The sequence below is a fragment of the Herbiconiux sp. 11R-BC genome, assembly GCF_049472555.1.
In the GTDB taxonomy this organism is placed as follows: domain Bacteria; phylum Actinomycetota; class Actinomycetes; order Actinomycetales; family Microbacteriaceae; genus Herbiconiux.
In genome coordinates this window covers 203377-218814 of the sequence record NZ_JBCEBO010000003.1, presented here as the reverse complement: position 1 = coordinate 218814, position 15438 = coordinate 203377, and the positions used below count along the sequence as shown (strand labels likewise).

General features: G+C 69.9%; 14 protein-coding genes and 2 pseudogenes. 8 read left to right on the top strand and 8 right to left on the bottom strand.

Annotated features, from left to right (window positions below; all coding sequences use genetic code 11):
• Positions 1-13 precede the first annotated feature (13 nt).
• The 3 genes from VD659_RS09490 to VD659_RS09480 form a co-directional block, all read right to left on the bottom strand.
• Positions 14-1249: a D-alanyl-D-alanine carboxypeptidase family protein gene (locus tag VD659_RS09490; RefSeq protein ID WP_423260846.1), complete on the bottom strand. Its 1236-nt coding sequence runs from the start codon at positions 1247-1249 to the stop codon at positions 14-16.
• Between the two features lie 25 nt (positions 1250-1274).
• On the bottom strand, positions 1275-2831 hold the full coding sequence (locus VD659_RS09485; protein ID WP_423260845.1) for an APC family permease: 1557 nt from the start codon (positions 2829-2831) through the stop codon (positions 1275-1277).
• An 82-nt stretch (positions 2832-2913) separates the two neighbouring features.
• The gene (locus VD659_RS09480) at positions 2914-3729 is read right to left on the bottom strand and encodes a TrmH family RNA methyltransferase (RefSeq protein WP_137835664.1); all 816 of its coding nucleotides are present in this window, start codon (positions 3727-3729) and stop codon (positions 2914-2916) included.
• Positions 3730-3842: 113 nt separating this feature from the next.
• Between VD659_RS09480 and VD659_RS09475 the strand changes: the two genes are divergently transcribed.
• Both VD659_RS09475 and VD659_RS09470 read left to right on the top strand, forming a co-directional pair.
• Positions 3843-4694 carry an NAD-dependent protein deacetylase gene (locus VD659_RS09475; protein WP_423260844.1) on the top strand — a complete coding sequence of 284 codons (852 nt, stop codon included), beginning with the start codon at positions 3843-3845 and terminating at the stop codon, positions 4692-4694.
• A 54-nt stretch (positions 4695-4748) separates the two neighbouring features.
• Complete coding sequence (locus tag VD659_RS09470; RefSeq protein WP_423260843.1) at positions 4749-5375, top strand: histidine phosphatase family protein; 627 nt, start codon at positions 4749-4751, stop codon at positions 5373-5375.
• On the opposite strand, the gene VD659_RS09465 is transcribed toward VD659_RS09470, so the two are convergent.
• A complete protein-coding gene (locus tag VD659_RS09465) occupies positions 5302-6405 on the bottom strand; it encodes a glycosyltransferase family 4 protein (RefSeq protein ID WP_423261091.1) in 1104 nt (367 codons plus the stop codon). The genes VD659_RS09470 and VD659_RS09465 overlap by 74 nt on opposite strands.
• A 5-nt stretch (positions 6406-6410) precedes the next feature.
• Complete coding sequence (locus VD659_RS09460; protein WP_423260842.1) at positions 6411-7343, bottom strand: alpha/beta fold hydrolase; 933 nt, start codon at positions 7341-7343, stop codon at positions 6411-6413.
• A gap of 113 nt (positions 7344-7456) precedes the next feature.
• Here VD659_RS09460 and treS point away from each other — a divergent pair, with 113 nt between their 5' ends.
• From treS to VD659_RS09445, 3 genes are all read left to right on the top strand, one after another.
• The gene (gene treS, locus VD659_RS09455; protein ID WP_423261090.1) at positions 7457-9181 is read left to right on the top strand and encodes a maltose alpha-D-glucosyltransferase; all 1725 of its coding nucleotides are present in this window, start codon (positions 7457-7459) and stop codon (positions 9179-9181) included.
• Between the two features lie 2 nt (positions 9182-9183).
• Complete coding sequence (locus tag VD659_RS09450; protein WP_423260841.1) at positions 9184-10092, top strand: exonuclease domain-containing protein; 909 nt, start codon at positions 9184-9186, stop codon at positions 10090-10092.
• 81 nt (positions 10093-10173) lie between these two features.
• Positions 10174-10947, top strand: coding sequence for a HEAT repeat domain-containing protein (locus tag VD659_RS09445; protein ID WP_423260839.1), 774 nt, complete (start codon positions 10174-10176; stop codon positions 10945-10947).
• An 87-nt stretch (positions 10948-11034) separates the two neighbouring features.
• On the opposite strand, the gene VD659_RS09440 is transcribed toward VD659_RS09445, so the two are convergent.
• From VD659_RS09440 to glgA, 3 genes are all read right to left on the bottom strand, one after another.
• Positions 11035-11292 (bottom strand): type B 50S ribosomal protein L31, encoded by a 258-nt coding sequence (locus tag VD659_RS09440; RefSeq protein WP_137835669.1) that lies wholly within the window; start codon positions 11290-11292, stop codon positions 11035-11037.
• A gap of 106 nt (positions 11293-11398) precedes the next feature.
• Entirely contained in the window at positions 11399-12181 is a 783-nt protein-coding gene (locus VD659_RS09435; protein ID WP_423260838.1) for an ABC transporter ATP-binding protein, read from the bottom strand.
• A 51-nt stretch (positions 12182-12232) separates the two neighbouring features.
• The gene (glgA, locus tag VD659_RS09430) at positions 12233-13423 is read right to left on the bottom strand and encodes a glycogen synthase (RefSeq protein WP_423260837.1); all 1191 of its coding nucleotides are present in this window, start codon (positions 13421-13423) and stop codon (positions 12233-12235) included.
• A gap of 48 nt (positions 13424-13471) precedes the next feature.
• Between glgA and VD659_RS09425 the strand changes: the two are divergent.
• The 3 genes and pseudogenes from VD659_RS09425 to serB all read left to right on the top strand — a co-directional run.
• Positions 13472-13801, top strand: a pseudogene (locus tag VD659_RS09425) (sugar phosphate nucleotidyltransferase); the annotation flags it as partial.
• A gap of 31 nt (positions 13802-13832) precedes the next feature.
• Positions 13833-14663, top strand: a pseudogene (locus VD659_RS09420) (sugar phosphate nucleotidyltransferase); the annotation flags it as partial.
• Entirely contained in the window at positions 14660-15388 is a 729-nt protein-coding gene (gene serB / locus VD659_RS09415) for a phosphoserine phosphatase SerB (protein WP_423260836.1), read from the top strand. The pseudogene VD659_RS09420 and the gene serB, both read left to right, overlap by 4 nt.
• The last annotated feature ends 50 nt before the right edge of the window (positions 15389-15438 follow it).

Below are 15438 nucleotides of genomic sequence, written 5' to 3'. Positions count from 1 at the left end.
GGATCAGCGAGCGTCAGCGGAACGGATGCGTCAGCCGCCACCACACGTCGGGCCCGTCTAGCGCGCTCGCGAGCTGCAGCGGCACGGTGGCCGTGGCGCCGTCGAGGGTCACCCCGGCCACCGAGAACTGCGCGCTGCCGACCTCGGTTCCGGATGTGCCCGTCGTGAGCGCCGACACCTGGTTCGTCTCCGAGACGGTCGCCTCCGACCACACCGTGCTCGACGCCGCGCCGGCCGTCACGATGTCGGCGCTCGCGCCCCACTCCGTGAGATAGCTGCCCACCACGGTGCCCGGGGTCGCCACGTCGACGGTCTGGAAGCCCGCCTGGGCGCTCTGCAGCAGGGCGAGCACGGCCTCGTGGAGTGACGCATCCGAATCGGCGCCCAACACCACGCCGACGAGCGTCACCGTCCGGCCGCCGGTCACGTAGTCGGCGGAGAACAGCAGGCAGCGGCCGGCTTCGTCGGTGGTACCGGTCTTGATGCCGTCGATGCCACTCATGCCGATGAGCGTGTTGGTGTTGTCGATCTGGCCGAGCTGCGGCAGCTGGTCGGTGGCGGTGCCCACGATCGCGGCGAGCACGGGGTCCGCCAGCACGAGAGCGCCGAGCGCGAGCAGGTCGTGCGTGGTGCTGCTGCTGCCGGGATTCAGTCCCGTGCTGTCGACGACGCTGGTGCCGCTCAGTCCATGGGCGGCGATCCAGGTCGTGGCTGCGGCCAGATAGGCGTCGACCGAGCCGAAGGCCCAGGTGACGAGGGTGAGGCTGTAGTTGCCGGCCGATTCGAGCATCATGATCTCGAGCAACTGCCGCTCGCTCAGCACCTGCCCCGGATACACGGAGGCCCAGGAGCCGCCCTCGGCGATGGTGTCGGCGAGGAATTGCGCATCCTGGGCCGTCATCGTGAGCTCGGGGCCTTGCTGGCCGTCGGGGATGGGCTTCGCGTCGAGCACGACGAGGGCGGTGATGGTCTTCGTGATGCTCGCGATCGGCAGGGTTCCGGTGGAGCCGCTCGTGCCGAGGATCGTGCTCGCGCCGCCGATGCCGATGGCGCTGGCGCCCGTGCCCGGCGTGGTGAGGGCGACCGCCGGCGTGGTGCGGGGCGTGGCATCCGGAACCGTCGCCACGGCGGCCGGCAAGGGAGCCAGCAGTGCGAAGGGCACGTAGCCGCCCACGAGGGCCACCAGCACGAGCAGCGACACCACGACGATCCGCCGCCGACGATACGGAGACGAAGGAGCGCGGTTCACCCGACGAGTCTAGCCAGACGGGCCTTCACATCAGCCCGCCGTCGACGCTGCGCGGGATGAGCTGCTCGGAGTCGGGCACGAGCACGGCGGTCTCGCGGTTGAGGCTCTCGCCGCGGAAGAAGGGCTTCGAGCCGGCGAAGAAGAACCAGACCACCATGAGCACGGCCCCCACCGCGAGCGAGCCGATGCCGATCACGAACACCCCGCCCACGCCCCAGATGACCGTGTTGCCGTAGTCGGCCGCGAACATGTCGACCGCCGACTGGATGAACGCGGCCGTCAGCATGAGCCCGCCGAGCAGCGGGAACAGGCCCTTGAACAGGAAGTCCCGCAGGCCGGAGAAGATCTCGCGCCGGAAGTACCAGACGCAGGCGAAGCTCGTGATGGCGTAGTAGAAGGCGATGGCGAGACCGAGCGAGAGGATGGTGTCAGCCAGCACGTTGCCGGAGAGCAGCGACATGCCGAGATAGAACGCGATCGCCACCACGCTCATGAACACAGTGGCGAAGGCCGGCGTGCGGAAGCGTGGGTGGATGCGCCCGAAGCGCTCCGGCAGGGCCTTGTAGGTGGCCATCGCGAGGGTTCCGCGGGCCGTCGGCAGGATGGTGGTCTGCGTCGACGACACGGCCGACACGCCCACTGCGATCACGAGCAGCCAGGCCCAGGGCCCGAACAGCGCGTCCTTCAGCGCGAAGAACACGTCCTCGGCGTTGTCGGCGTTGCCGAGGCCCAGCCCGTCGGTGCCGAGGCCCGCGTAGGCCATGGCCGCCACGGTGACGGCCACGTAGGTCACCAGCAGGATCAGCGTCGACAGCACGGCCGCGCGGCCCGGCGTGCGCTCCGGATCCTTCGTCTCCTCGTTGAGCGCGAGGCAGGTGTCCCAGCCCCAGTAGATGAACAGGCACAGCAGGATGGCCTGCGTGAAGCCCGAGAGCGAGGTGAACGCGAAGGGGTTGAACCAGTCCGCCTGAGGCGCGGTCGCTCCGGCCGGAGCGGTGCCGGCGAACACGTTCCACAGGGCGATCGCCACGAACAGGATGAGCGCGAGGTACTGGATGCCGAGCAGCACGTTCTGCAGGCGCTCGCCGATCTCGAGCCCGCGCACGCTCACCACCGTCATCACGGCGATGAACACCACGCCGGTGGCCGTCACGAGCAGGGTGTTGTCGTAGAGGTCGGGGTTGTTCGTGAGCAGCCAGAGGTACTTGCTGCCGATCTGCGCGAGGTTCGCGAGCACGACGATGCCGGCCACCGCCACGCCCCAGCCGCCCATCCAGCCCACCCACGGGCCGAAGGCCTTCGTGGCCCAGGTGAACGTCGTGCCGCAGTCGGGCACCGCCCGGTTCAGCTCCCGGTAGGCGAAGGCGGTCAGGAACATCGGGATGAACGCGAGCACCATCGCGATCGGCGCCTGCGCCCCCACGGCGAGCACCACGAAGCCGATCGTGGCGGCGAGCGAGTAGACCGGGGCGGTGGAGGCGAGCCCGATCACGGTCGAGCCGAAGAGCCCCAGGGTCCCTGCGGCCAGGCCTTTGCCTCCCACGGGTGCCGAACGGGCCGAGACGGCGCTCTTCTCACTCACAGCAGACCTCCCTTGGTGCGGTACCCAGAGCATAGTGTCCGCGGGCGACGCGGGGCGGGCGTGCGGCCCCTCTCAGTAGTGCTCAGCGGCCGGATGCGTAGCGCACCGCGTAGAGGGCCACCGCGCTCGCCGAGGCCACGTTGAGCGAGTCCACGCCGTGCAGCATCGGGATCTCGACCCGCACATCCGCCGCCGCCAGCGCTTTGCGGCTGAGCCCGTCGCCCTCGGTGCCGAGCACGATCGCCACCCGCTCCGGCAGCGCGGCCGCGAACTCCGGCAGCGGCACGGAGTCGTCGCCGAGCGCGAGCGCCGCGATGGTGAAGCCGGCCTCGTGCAGCAGCGGGCCCGCCTCCTTCCACTCGCCGATGCGGGTCCACGGCACCTGCAGCACGGTGCCCATGCTCACGCGCACACTGCGGCGGTAGAGCGGGTCGGCGCAGCGCGGGCTGATGAGCACGGCGTCCGCGCCGAGGCCCGCCGCCGCCCGGAAGGCCGCACCCACGTTGGTGTGGTCGACGATGTCCTCGAGCACCACCACCGTGCGGGCCTCCGCCAGCAGCGATCGCGGGTCGGGCAGCACCGGCCGGTGCATCGAGGCGAGCGCGCCCCGGTGCATCTGGAAGCCCGTGAGCTCCGCGAGCAGCTCGTCGCTCGCCACGAAGACCGGCACCTCCGGGAACCGCTCCTCCACGAACGCGAGGTCGGCCAGCCACTTCTCCTGCAGCAGGATCGACCGCGGCCGGTGCCCGGCGGCGATCGCGCGCTCGATCACCTTGCTCGACTCGGCCAGGTAGAGGCCGCCGGCCGGCTCCAGGATGCGCCGCAGGGCGACGTCGGTCAGGTCGGCGTAGTCGGCGAGGCCGGGATGGTCCAGCGACTCGATGCGGATGACGGGCACGAGACCCTTTCTGGTTGCGGATTCACACCCCACTCTGCCAGTGCGGAAACATTCCCGAAAACTTCGCTGTCTAGACTCGGAGGTGGCGGCGCGCTGCGCCGCGAGGAGGTGTCATGGTCTCGCTGGTCTCGTCATCGCCCGCTGCCGTCGCCGACCTCGCCGTCGACGAGGCCGCTCAGCTGCTCTCCGGCCGGCGGATCGTGGTGCTCACGGGCGCCGGCGTCAGCACGGACTCGGGCATCCCCGACTATCGCGGCGAGGGCGCGCCCAAGCGCAATCCGATGACCTTCGACCAGTTCCTCGGCAGCGCCTCCTACCGCAAGCGCTACTGGGCCGGCAGCCACCTCGGCTGGCGCATGTTCGATGCGGCCCGGCCGAACGAGAGCCACCGCATCCTCGCCGAGCTCGAAGACGCGGGGCTCGTCTCCGGTGTCATCACGCAGAACGTCGACGGTCTGCACGCCCGCGCCGGCACCAAGCACCTCGTCGACCTGCATGGCTCGATGGACCGCGTGAACTGCCTGCGCTGCGGCCAGACCTTCGCGCGCGCCTCGATCGCCGAGCGCATCAGCGCCGACAACCCCTGGCTCACCGAGCCCTCTCTCGTGCGCATGGCGCCCGACGGCGACGCCGAGGTCTCGGAGTACGAAGCCTTCGTGACGCCCGCGTGCACCGTCTGCGGCGGCGTGCTGAAGCCCGATGTCGTGTTCTTCGGCGAGTTCATCCCCACCGAGAAGTTCGCCGAGGCGAGCGCCATGGTGGCCTCCTCCGACGCCATGGTGATCGCGGGTTCCTCCCTGGTGGTGAACTCGGGCATCCGTCTGCTCGAGCAGGCCCGTCGCCGCAAGCTCCCGATCGTCATCATCAACCGCGGCGCCACCAAGGGCGACAACCGGGCGGCCGTCAAGATCGACTCCGGAACCTCGGAGACCCTGCGAGCCCTCGCCGCGCGCCTGCTGCCGTAGCTCCGCCGGGGCCGGCCACGCGCATCCCTCCCGCGCTTGCCTAGACTGGGAGCGATGACTATCTTCACCTTCGTGCGGCACGGCCAGACCGACTGGAACTTCCAGAAGCGCATCCAGGGCGCCACCGACATCCCGCTGAACGACACCGGGCGCGAGCAGGCCGCCGAGGCGGGCCGGATGCTCGCCGCCCGCGAGTGGGACGGCATCGTCGCGAGCCCCCTGAGCCGCGCCCGCGAGACCGCGGAGATCATCGCTGCCCTCGTGGGCCTCGACGCCCCCGAGCTCGTTCCTCAGCTCGCCGAACGCAGCTACGGCGAGGCGGAGGGGCTCAACGCGGCAGAGCTGGCCGAGCGCTTCCCCGACCCGCTGGCCGACGTACCCGGGCGCGAGAAGCGCTCGCACGTGGTGCGCCGGGTGCTGCCGGCGCTGGAGGCGCTCGCGGCCGAGCATCCGGGCGAGTCCCTCATCGTGGTGTCCCACGGCGGTGTCATCGGATCGCTCATCCGCTACGTCACCGAGAAGGCGCTGCCCCGGCAGGGGCACGCCATTCCGAACGGCTCAGCCCACGACTTCGTCGTGGACGACGGTCATCTCTCGATCGCCGAGTTCAACGGCGTGCCGATCGACCCGGCAATCCGGTCGCGAGCTCCGCTAGCGCTCGAGCTGACTCTGCCCAGCTGAAGCCCTCGGCCTGCCGGCGCGAGGCGAGCGAGCGGCGGCGCCACTCCTCCGCCTCCTCGAGCGAGCGGATGCGCCGCGCGAAGGCCGCGGCGTCGGTCGCGGGCGCGAACAGCGCGGCCTCTCCCCCGATCTCGCGGAACACGGCGATGTCGCTCACCACGACCGGCGTGCCGTAGCCCATCGACTCGACGAGCGGGATGCCGAAGCCCTCGTCGAGCGAGGCCGTCACGAGCGCCGTCGCCTCCTGCAGCAGACGGTGGTACTCCTCGTCGCTGACGCCGTCGTGGAAGACGAGTCGCGCATCCGGGTCGACCGCCGTGAGCCGTGCCTTGTCGCCCTCGGAGGCCTTGCTCAACAGGTGCAGGGTGTAGCCGGGCAGTTCGCCCACCGCGCGCACGAGCGTCTCGACGTTCTTGTAGGGCATGAACGAGCCCATGTAGAGCACCGAGCGGGCCTGGGAGCGCGTCTCGGCGGCCGTGGCGGCGGCGGAGGCCTCGTCCGGTGCGGGGAGGTCGGCGGCGTTCCGGGCGACCACGACGGGCCGCTTCGTGAGGTGGTGCGCGTCGATCAGGGCCCGGGTCGTCTCGGAGACCGTGACGACCGCGTCCGCGCCGTTCAGGAGCATCCGCTGCGGCCACCAGGCCTTGTGGTAGAGCCGCCAGAGCACCCGCACGAAGCCGGGCAGCTCGCGCGGCGGCTCGGGGTTGGAGTAGTAGATGAGGTCGTGCACCGTGAGGGCGAGCGGGTAGCGGCGGCCGAGTGTGCCCATGGTCTGCATGGGCGTGATCACGGCATCCGGATGCAGCCGGTTGACCTGCAGGGCCACGAGCGGTTCGCGCACGCTCGTCGGCCCGGAGATCTTCACCCAGGGCAGCTCCGGCAGCATCGCGAGCTGGCGCTCGTCGCTGATCAGCATCGTCAGCTCGAGCTCGGGCCGCTTCGCGAGCTCGGTGACGACCCCCGCGGTGTAGCGGCTGATGCCGTCGTGACGCCCGATGCGCGTGTAGCGGCAGTCGAAGGCGAGCTTCACCCGGCTCACGAGGCGAGGAACTGCTCGATCGCGGCGGCGGCCTCGAGCGGGCGCTCGTAGTGGATGAGGTGGCCGACGTCGTGCAGCACCACGAGCTGGGCCTCGGAGATCGCCGCCTGCACCTGGTACTGCGCGGCCATCGGCGTGATGTCGTCCTTGTCGGCGGCGATCATCAGGGTCGGCACCGCGATGCCGGCCGCGTACTCGCTCACGTCGTGGCTGACGGAGGCCTTGAACGCGTCGAGCACGACGCTGCGGTTCGCGAAGGCGCTGAAGTAGCGGTGGTGCTGGTCGTGGATCCAGCGGCGCAGTGGCTTCTCCTTCGTCTTCGCCATGGTGTTGCTCATGATCTGCACGACGAGGCCGCTGCGCAGCACCGCGAAGCCGAGCTTCTCGGGCACGGCCGCCGAGAACTGGTAGTAGCCGATCGCCAGCCGGGTCATGAAGCCCCGGGGGCCCTTCAGCGCCGGGGCCGAGATCGGGTTGATGAGGATGGCGTCGTCGGCGGGCAGGCCCTGAGCGAGCGCGGCCGAGACGATGATCGAGCCGAAGGAGTGGCCGAGGATGACCAGGCGCGCCTCGGGCGACTCGGCGCGCACGGTGTCGACGAGTTCGCGGAGCCAGGCGGTGTAGCCGTCGATGTCGTGGGTGGCCGTGAGCGGGGTCGACTCGCCGAAGCCCGGAAGGTCGGGGGCCACGATCCGAGCGCCCGGCAGGCGGGTGTCGTCGAGCTGCGCGATCACGGGCTCGAGGCCGTGGTGGTCGCCGCGGAAGCCGTGCACCACCACCACGAGGGTGCGGGCGGAGGCGCGGGCCGCGTCGTCGGCCCCGGCCGGACCGTACTCCCACACACGGGTGCCGCTGCCCCCGAGGTCGAGCACGCGCGTGCTCACGGGCATGCGGGCGAGGGCGGGGGCATAGGGCGAGGCGACGGTCATCCGCTCCAGCATAGACGGGCCCGGCGAGCCTTCCCCTGGCGGTGTCGGTGACCTGGACTATCGTGAACGGCAGGAACGAGGAGGCCGACATCCGCGTTCCGAGAAAGGTCGCCGTGAACTTCACCGCACCCATCCAGCTGCCGGGTCTGACGCTCGATACGCAGTGGTACAGGCGGTCGGTGTTCTACGAGGTGATGGTGCGCTCCTTCGTCGATTCCAACGGCGACGGCTTCGGCGACCTCGCGGGCCTCATCTCGAAGCTCGACTACCTGCAGTGGCTCGGCATCGACGCCCTCTGGCTGCCGCCGGTCTACCAGTCGCCGCTCCGCGACGGCGGCTACGACGTCTCCGACTTCAAGGCCGTGCTGCCCGACTACGGCACGGTCGAGGAGTTCCGCGACCTCGTCACGAAGGCGCACGAGCGCAACATGCGCATCGTCATCGACTTCCCGCTGAACCACACCTCCGACCAGCACGAGTGGTTCCAGCAGTCGCGCGAAGACCCGGAGGGGCCGTTCGGCGACTTCTACGTGTGGAGCGACACCGACGAGAAGTACGAGAACATCCGCATCATCTTCGTCGACACCGAGGAGTCGAACTGGACGTTCGACCCGGTGCGCCGGCAGTTCTTCTGGCACCGTTTCTTCTCGCACCAGCCCGACCTCAACTTCGAGAATCCGGCGGTGCACGAGGCCATCTTCGACACCGTGCGGTTCTGGCTCGACCTCGGGGTCGACGGCATCCGCCTCGACGCCATCCCCTACCTCTACGAGAGCGACGAGGGCAACGGCGAGGGCGAGCCCAAGACGCACGAGTTCATCGTGAAGCTCCGCGCGATGATGGACACGGAGTACCCGGGCCGCATGCTCGTGGCCGAGGCCAACCAGTGGCCGCGCGAGGTCGCCGCCTTCTTCGGCACCGACGAGGAGCCGGAGTGCCACATGGCCTTCGACTTCCCCGTGATGCCGCGCATCTACTACTCGCTGCGGTCGCAGAAGGCCGACGAGCTGGTGCGGGTGCTCTCCGAGACCACCGACATCCCCGAGGGGGCGGCCTGGGGGGTGTTCCTGCGCAACCACGACGAGTTGACGCTCGAGATGGTGTCGGAGGAATACCGGCAGGCCATGTACGGCTGGTACGCCTACGACCCGCGGATGCGCTCCAACATCGGCATCCGGCGTCGACTCGCTCCCCTGCTCGACAACTCGCGGGCCGAGCTCGAGCTCGCCCACGCGCTCCTCTTCGCCCTGCCGGGCTCGCCCTTCCTCTACTACGGCGACGAGATCGGCATGGGCGACAACATCTGGCTGCCCGACCGCGACTCCTCGCGCACGCCGATGCAGTGGACGCCCGACCGCAACGCCGGCTTCTCCACCGCAGACCCCGGCAAGCTCTACCTGCCCGTGGTGCAGTCGCTCGTCTACAACTACAACCTCGTGAACGTCGAATCGCAGCTCGCGCAGTCGCGCTCGCTGCTGCACTGGGTGCGCAACGTCATCCACGTTCGCAAGGCACATCCCACCTTCGGGCTGGGCTCGATGGAGGTCGTGGGCTCCGATCACGAGTCGGTGCTCGCCTTCGTGCGCTCCTACGAGGGCTCGGGCGCCTACTTCGGCGACGGGCCCGAAGACGTGCTCTGCGTGTTCAGCTTCGCCCACAACCCGGTCTCGGCCACCATCACGGCTCCCGAGTTCGCGGGCCGGCGGCTGTTCGACCTGTTCGGGCACGCCGAATTCCCCAGCTTCGACGAGAACGGAACCGTCACCTTGACCTTCGGAACCCAGGCCTTCTACTGGCTGCACATCGGCCAGACCACCGAGCAGCAGGAAGGGCGCTGAACATGACCGACACCCAGTTGTCGCTGTTCGAGCTCGCCGAGCTCGCCGACGAGGCCGCGGTCGTCGAGGCCGCGGTGACCGCGGCTCCGGCCGCCGACGTCATCGTGCCCGTCGCCGTGCAGGCGCCGGTCGGCGTGATCGCCCTGGAGACCGCTTCGGTGCCCGAGTCCGATGCGCCGATGGTCTTCGCGGGGGCCGACGGGTCCGGCGCCCTGCCGGCCTGGGCCGAGCGCCTCGTCGTCTTCGACCTCGAGACCACGGGCATCGACGTGGAGACCAGCCGCATCGTCACCGCCAACATCTCCTGGCTCGACGCGAAGGGCGTCGTGGTTCACCGCCGTGACTGGCTGGCCGACCCCGGCGTCGAGATTCCGGAACAGGCCACCGCCGTGCACGGCGTCACCACCGAGCGCGCTCGAGCCGAGGGGCGCCCGGCCGCGGAGGTCGTGGGCGAGATCGTCGGCGAGCTGCGGCGCGCGCTCGGCGCCGAGAACGCGCTCGTGGTCTACAACGCCCCTTACGACATCACGCTGCTCGCCCGCGAGGCGGTGCGCCACGGCATCCCGCCGCTCGTCTCCCCCGCGCCCGTGATCGACCCGCTCGTCATCGACAAGCAGATCGACCGCTACCGGAAGGGCAAGCGCACCCTCGAGGTGTCCGCCGCGTTCTACGGCGTCGCCCTCACGGATGCGCACGACGCCGGCGCCGACGCCATCGCGGCCGGTCTCATGGCGCAGGCCCTGGGCATCCGTTACGCCTCGGAGCTCGACCTCTCGGCGCATGACCTGCACCGGGCGCAGGCCGAGTGGCACGAGGCGCAGTGCGACTCCTTCGAGGACTACATGCGCCGCGTGCGCGACCCCTCGTTCACCGCGCGTCGCGGCTGGCCCGAGGCGGCTCGCCCGGCCTGAGTCCTGCCGCCGCACGCCGCGGCGGCCGGCGGAGAGACGAAGGTCCTGCGAGACGGAGACCGGTCGAGTCACACTGGAGGGGTGACCGCTCGTACAGCCCACCTCACCGCCCTGCAGAACCTCGCCCCGGTGGAATGGCCTTCCTATCTCGCCGCCCACTCCGGGCTGCCGGGGCCGCGGGCGAACCTCGAGCTCGCCCAGGCGGTCGCCGACGCCGCCGACGCCGCTGCCCTGCGTTCCTTCGCCGGCAGCGACGACGAGTTCACGGCCCTGTGCGGCGTGATCGGCCTCGGCCGTCTGCTCGCTGCGGCGCCCGAGACATTCGGCGGCGCTGTGGCGCTCGAGGACGAACTCCGGATGCGTGCCACCGACGCGCGCTGGAGAGTGCGCGAGGGCGCCGCCATGGCCTTGCAGCGCCTCGGCGACGCTCAGCCGGCCCGCTTCTGGTCGCTCGTCGATCGGTGGACCTCCGACGTCGAGCGGGAGCCGAGAGTGACCGAGGCGGAGCTGCTCGTGCTGCGCGCGGTGGTGGCCGGTGTGGCGGAGCCGCGGCTCGTGAAGACGGCGTCGGAGGCGCGACGCGGCCAGGCCGTTCTGCGCCGGGTCACCGAGCTGCTGGAGCGGGTGCCGGGCGAGGAGCGGCGGCAGGAGGGCATCCGGGTGCTCCGGCAGGCCCTCGGCTACGCCTGGAGCGTGGTGCTCGTGGGCGCGCCGGAGGAGGGATTCGACCTGCTCGAAGGGATGGTGCGTTCCGGCGATCGGGACCTCGAGTGGATCGTGCGCGAGAACCTTCGAAAGACGCGTCTCGTGCGAGCCGGCCCGCAACGCGCCGCCGATCTGGCCTCCCGCTTCTGAGACCGTTCCTGGCGGCGGTACCGGGAGCGGAGACAAGAAGAACCCCGCCGACCGGAGTCGACGGGGTTCTTGAGGTGGGGGCAGAGACTACTTGCTGCCGCCGAAGCCCTTGTAGCGGCTGTTGAACTTCTCGACGCGGCCGGCCGAGTCGAGGATGCGCTGCTTGCCGGTGTAGAACGGGTGCGACTCCGACGAGATCTCGACGTCGATGACCGGGTAGGAGTTTCCGTCTTCCCACTCGATCGTCTTCGAGCTCGACACGGTCGAACGGGTGAGGAAGGTCGCGCCGGAGGCGAGGTCGCGGAAGACGACCGGTGCGTACTCGGGGTGGGTGTCAGACTTCATAGTTGTGTCCTTGGTTCACGGCTGGAGGGAGTTCAAATCTTCGCCCGGACAGAGCGGGCCAGCTACATAGCCTACCAGGTTTGCCGGGCTGGTTCCAGGAAGCGACTCACGCGGCGCGCGCGGAATACCGGCCGTCTTCTTCGACCAGGGTAATCGGCAGGCCGAAGGTCGTCTCGAGGTTCTCGGCGGTGAGCACGCCCCCGATCTCTCCGCTCGCCACGACGCCGCCCTTGTTGAGCAGCATCGCGTGGGTGAAGCCGCGCGGGATCTCCTCGACGTGGTGCGTCACCATCACGATCGCGGGCGCCTCGGGGGCGCTCGCGTAGCCGCCGAGCAGCTGCAGCAGCTCCTCGCGGGCGCCGAGATCGAGGCTGGCGGCCGGCTCGTCGAGCAGCAGCAGCTCGGGGTCGGTCATCACCGAGCGCGCGATCTGCACGCGCTTCTGCTCGCCGTCGCTGAGCGAGCCGAAGAGCCGCTCGGAGAGGTGGTCGAGCTTCCACTCCGCGAGCACCCGCTGCGCGCGACGGAGGTCGATGTCCTCGTAGCTCTCGTTCCAGCGCCCGGTCACCGAATAGGCGGCCGTGAGAACGACGTTCAGCACCGTCTCGTTCGCCGGGAAGCGGCGGGCCATCGCGCTCGAGGCGAAGCCCACGCGAGGCCGCAACTCGAACAGGTCGACCTCGCCGAGCTTGCCGTCCAGAACATGCACCGTGCCGCTGGAGGGATGGTTCATCGCCGAGGCGATCTGCAGCAGCGTCGTCTTGCCGGCGCCGTTCGGGCCGAGCACCACCCAGCGCTGATCGCCGTCGACTTTCCAATCCAGTCCGCTCAGGATGCGATTTCCATCGCGGACAACCGAAACGTCTTCGAGATCGAGCACAGTGGGCATGGAGATAAGACTAACGAACCCCGCTGACTCCCGAGGCACCTGGCCGGGGTGTCAACGCACCAGGGATCGGTAGATGTCGGCGGTCTGCAGGGCGATGCGCGACCAGCTGAATTCGGCTTCGGCGCGAGCCCGGCCCGCCTCACCCATGCGCGCCGCGAGTACCGGGTCGCTCACCACCCGGGTGAGTGCGTCGGCCAGGTCGAGCACGAAGCGATCCGGGTCGGTCGGGGTGCCCGTACCGTCCTGGAGCTGGTCGATGGGCACCAGCAGGCCGGTCACCCCGTCGTCGACGACCTCGGGGATGCCGCCGGTCGCCGTTCCCACGACGGGCAGCCCGCAGGCCATGGCCTCGAGATTCACGATGCCGAGCGGCTCGTAGACCGACGGGCACACGAACACGGTGGCGGCCGTCAGCACGGCGGCGAGCTCCGGCTGGGGCAGGATGTCGGCGATCCAGACGATGCCGCCGCGCGTCTCCTGCAGGGTGCGCACCGCCGAGCTCACCTCGTCGAGGATGGCGGGCGTGTCGGGGGCGCCGGCGCAGAGCACCACCTGCACGTCCTCCGGCAGCAGCGCGATCGCGCGCAGCAGATAGGGCAGGCCCTTCTGGCGGGTGATGCGGCCGACGAACACCACGGTCGGCCGGGTGCTGTCGATGCCGTGCGCCTGCAGCACGCTCTCGTCGTAGTGGGGCTTCCACTTCTCGAGGTCGATGCCGTTGTAGACCACGCTCACCTTCGACTCGTCGAGGGAGGGGTAGGAACGCAGGATGTCGCGGCGCATCCCGTCGCTGACGGCGATGACCGCATCGGCCGACTCGAAGGCGTCCCGTTCGATCCACGACGACACGCGGTAGCCGCCGCCGAGCTGTTCGGCCTTCCAGGGGCGCAGCGGTTCCAGCGAGTGCGCGGTGACGACGTGCGGCACGCCGTGCAGCAGCGCGGCGAGCCGGCCGGCGGCGTTGGCGTACCAGGTGTGGGAGTGCACCAGCTCGGTTCCGGAGGCGTCGATCGCCTGGGCGATCTGCAGATCCGTTCCCAGCGTGGTGAGGCTGGGGTTCGCGCCGGCGAGCTCGGCGGGCACACCGTAGGCGAAGACGCCGTCTTCCGTGCGCGGCGCGCCGAAGCATCGCACGGTGACGTCGAGGTGGTGGCGGAGCTCCTTCACGAGCTCGGCGACGTGAACTCCCGCGCCTCCGTAGACCTCGGGCGGATACTCACGGGAAATCACATCTACTCGCATAGTTGAACGGTAGTACTCCCCGCGGCAAAGCTCATTATGGTTAGGGGTATGGCTGCATCAAAGAAGATCTTCGGCATCGTTCTGGCCGGAGGTGAGGGCAAGCGACTCATGCCCCTCACGGCCGATCGGGCCAAGCCCGGCGTTCCTTTCGGAGGCGGCTACCGTCTCATCGACTTCGCGCTCTCGAACCTCGTCAACTCGGGACTGCGGCAGATCGTCGTGCTCACGCAGTACAAGTCGCACTCACTCGACCGGCACGTCTCGCAGACCTGGCACCTCGACGGACTGCTCAACTCCTACATCGCCTCGGTGCCCGCGCAGCAGCGCCTCGGCAAGCGCTGGTTCAGCGGCTCGGCCGACGCCATCCTGCAGTCGCTCARYCTMMYSCRYGRMSWKMRRCCMGAYRWYSYRGGCGCACATCGCCTCGGGCAAGGGCGCCACCGTGGCGGCCATCCGCCAGCCGATCGAGCTCTCCGACCAGTTCGGCATCATCCAGACCTCGGCCGACGACCCGACCGTCATCACGGAGTTCCTCGAGAAGCCGAAAGACGCCCTCGGTCTCGCCGACTCCCCGCACGAGGTGCTCGCCTCCATGGGTAACTACATCTTCGACGCCGACCAGCTGATCGACGCCGTCATCCGCGACGGCGAGCGGCCGGAGTCGAGCCACGACATGGGCGGCGACATCATCCCGGCCTTCGTGGCAGCCGGCAACGCGGCGGTCTACGACCTCAAGCGCAACGAGGTGCCGGGGTCCACCGACCGCGACCGCTACTACTGGCGCGACGTGGGAACCATCGACTCGTTCTACGACGCTCATCAAGACCTCATCTCGGCGCTGCCGGTGTTCAACCTCTACAACGAGAACTGGCCCATCTACACGCAGCAGCTCAACTCGCCGCCGGCGAAGTTCGTGCGCGACAGCCGCGGCAACGCGGGCGTGACGGTGGAGTCGATCGTGTCGCTCGGCTGCCTGATCTCGGGCGCGCGCGTCGAGGACAGCGTGCTGGGCCCGTGGACAACGGTCGACTCCGGGGCCCTCGTGCAGCAGTCGGTGCTCTTCGACCGGGTGCGCATCGAACCGGATGCCGTGGTGCGCCGGGCTATCCTGGACAAGAACGTCGTCGTGACCGCGGGCGCCCAGGTGGGCGTCGACCCCGACCGCGACCGGGAGCGGGGATTCACGGTCACCGACTCGGGCATCACGGTCGTCGGCAAGGGAGTACGCGTCGTTCCATGACAGAAGAAGTGCTGGCTCACGAGTCCCTTCCCGCGAGCCGGCCGTCTGCCGGTGAGACGCGCGGCCCGGTCGCCCCGGGCGACGCATCCGCTCGCTTCCTCGTCGTGCTCGACGTCGATTCGACCCTGATCGAGAACGAGGTCATCGAGATGCTCGCGGATGCCGCGGGTTCCCACGCGCTCGTCGCCGGCATCACCGAGCGCGCCATGAGCGGCGAGATCGATTTCGCCGAGAGTCTGCGCGAGCGGGTCGCGACGCTCGCCGGGCTGCCGGACTCGGTGTTCGAGGAGGTGCGGGCGGCCGTCGAGGTCACCCGGGGCGTGCCCGAGATGATCGCGGGGCTGCACGCCTCCGGCTCGCTCGTCGGCGTCGTCTCCGGGGGCTTCCACGAGATCCTCGACCCGCTCGCGGAGTCGCTCGGCCTCGACTTCTGGCGCGCCAACCGGCTCGGCGTGGCCGACGGCGTGCTCACCGGCTCGGTCTCCGGCCCCATCGTCGACCCGCAGAGCAAAGCGGATGCGCTCACCGAGTGGGCCGCATCCGCCGGCGTTCCGCTCTCCCGCACGGTCGCAGTCGGCGACGGTGCCAACGACCTCCGCATGATGGAGATCGCCGGTCTCTCGGTGGCCTTCGACGCCCGCCCCGTCGTCCGCACGAGCGCCGACCTCGCCCTCAACGACCGCGACCTCAGCGCCCTCCTCCCCCTCCTCGGCCTCAGGGGATGACGGCGGGTCGGAGTCGGTTCCCCTCTCCGGCGCCTTTGCGCAGCAACCGA

Coding starts and splice junctions, on each gene's coding strand:
- VD659_RS09475 (WP_423260844.1), top strand. CDS start 3,843: ATGGTCTCGCTGGTCTCGTCATCGCCCGCTGCCGTCGCCGACCTCGCC.
- VD659_RS09470 (WP_423260843.1), top strand. CDS start 4,749: ATGACTATCTTCACCTTCGTGCGGCACGGCCAGACCGACTGGAACTTC.
- VD659_RS09460 (WP_423260842.1), bottom strand. CDS start 7,343: ATGACCGTCGCCTCGCCCTATGCCCCCGCCCTCGCCCGCATGCCCGTG.
- VD659_RS09450 (WP_423260841.1), top strand. CDS start 9,184: ATGACCGACACCCAGTTGTCGCTGTTCGAGCTCGCCGAGCTCGCCGAC.
- VD659_RS09440 (WP_137835669.1), bottom strand. CDS start 11,292: ATGAAGTCTGACACCCACCCCGAGTACGCACCGGTCGTCTTCCGCGAC.
- VD659_RS09435 (WP_423260838.1), bottom strand. CDS start 12,181: ATGCCCACTGTGCTCGATCTCGAAGACGTTTCGGTTGTCCGCGATGGA.
- glgA (WP_423260837.1), bottom strand. CDS start 13,423: ATGCGAGTAGATGTGATTTCCCGTGAGTATCCGCCCGAGGTCTACGGA.
- serB (WP_423260836.1), top strand. CDS start 14,660: ATGACAGAAGAAGTGCTGGCTCACGAGTCCCTTCCCGCGAGCCGGCCG.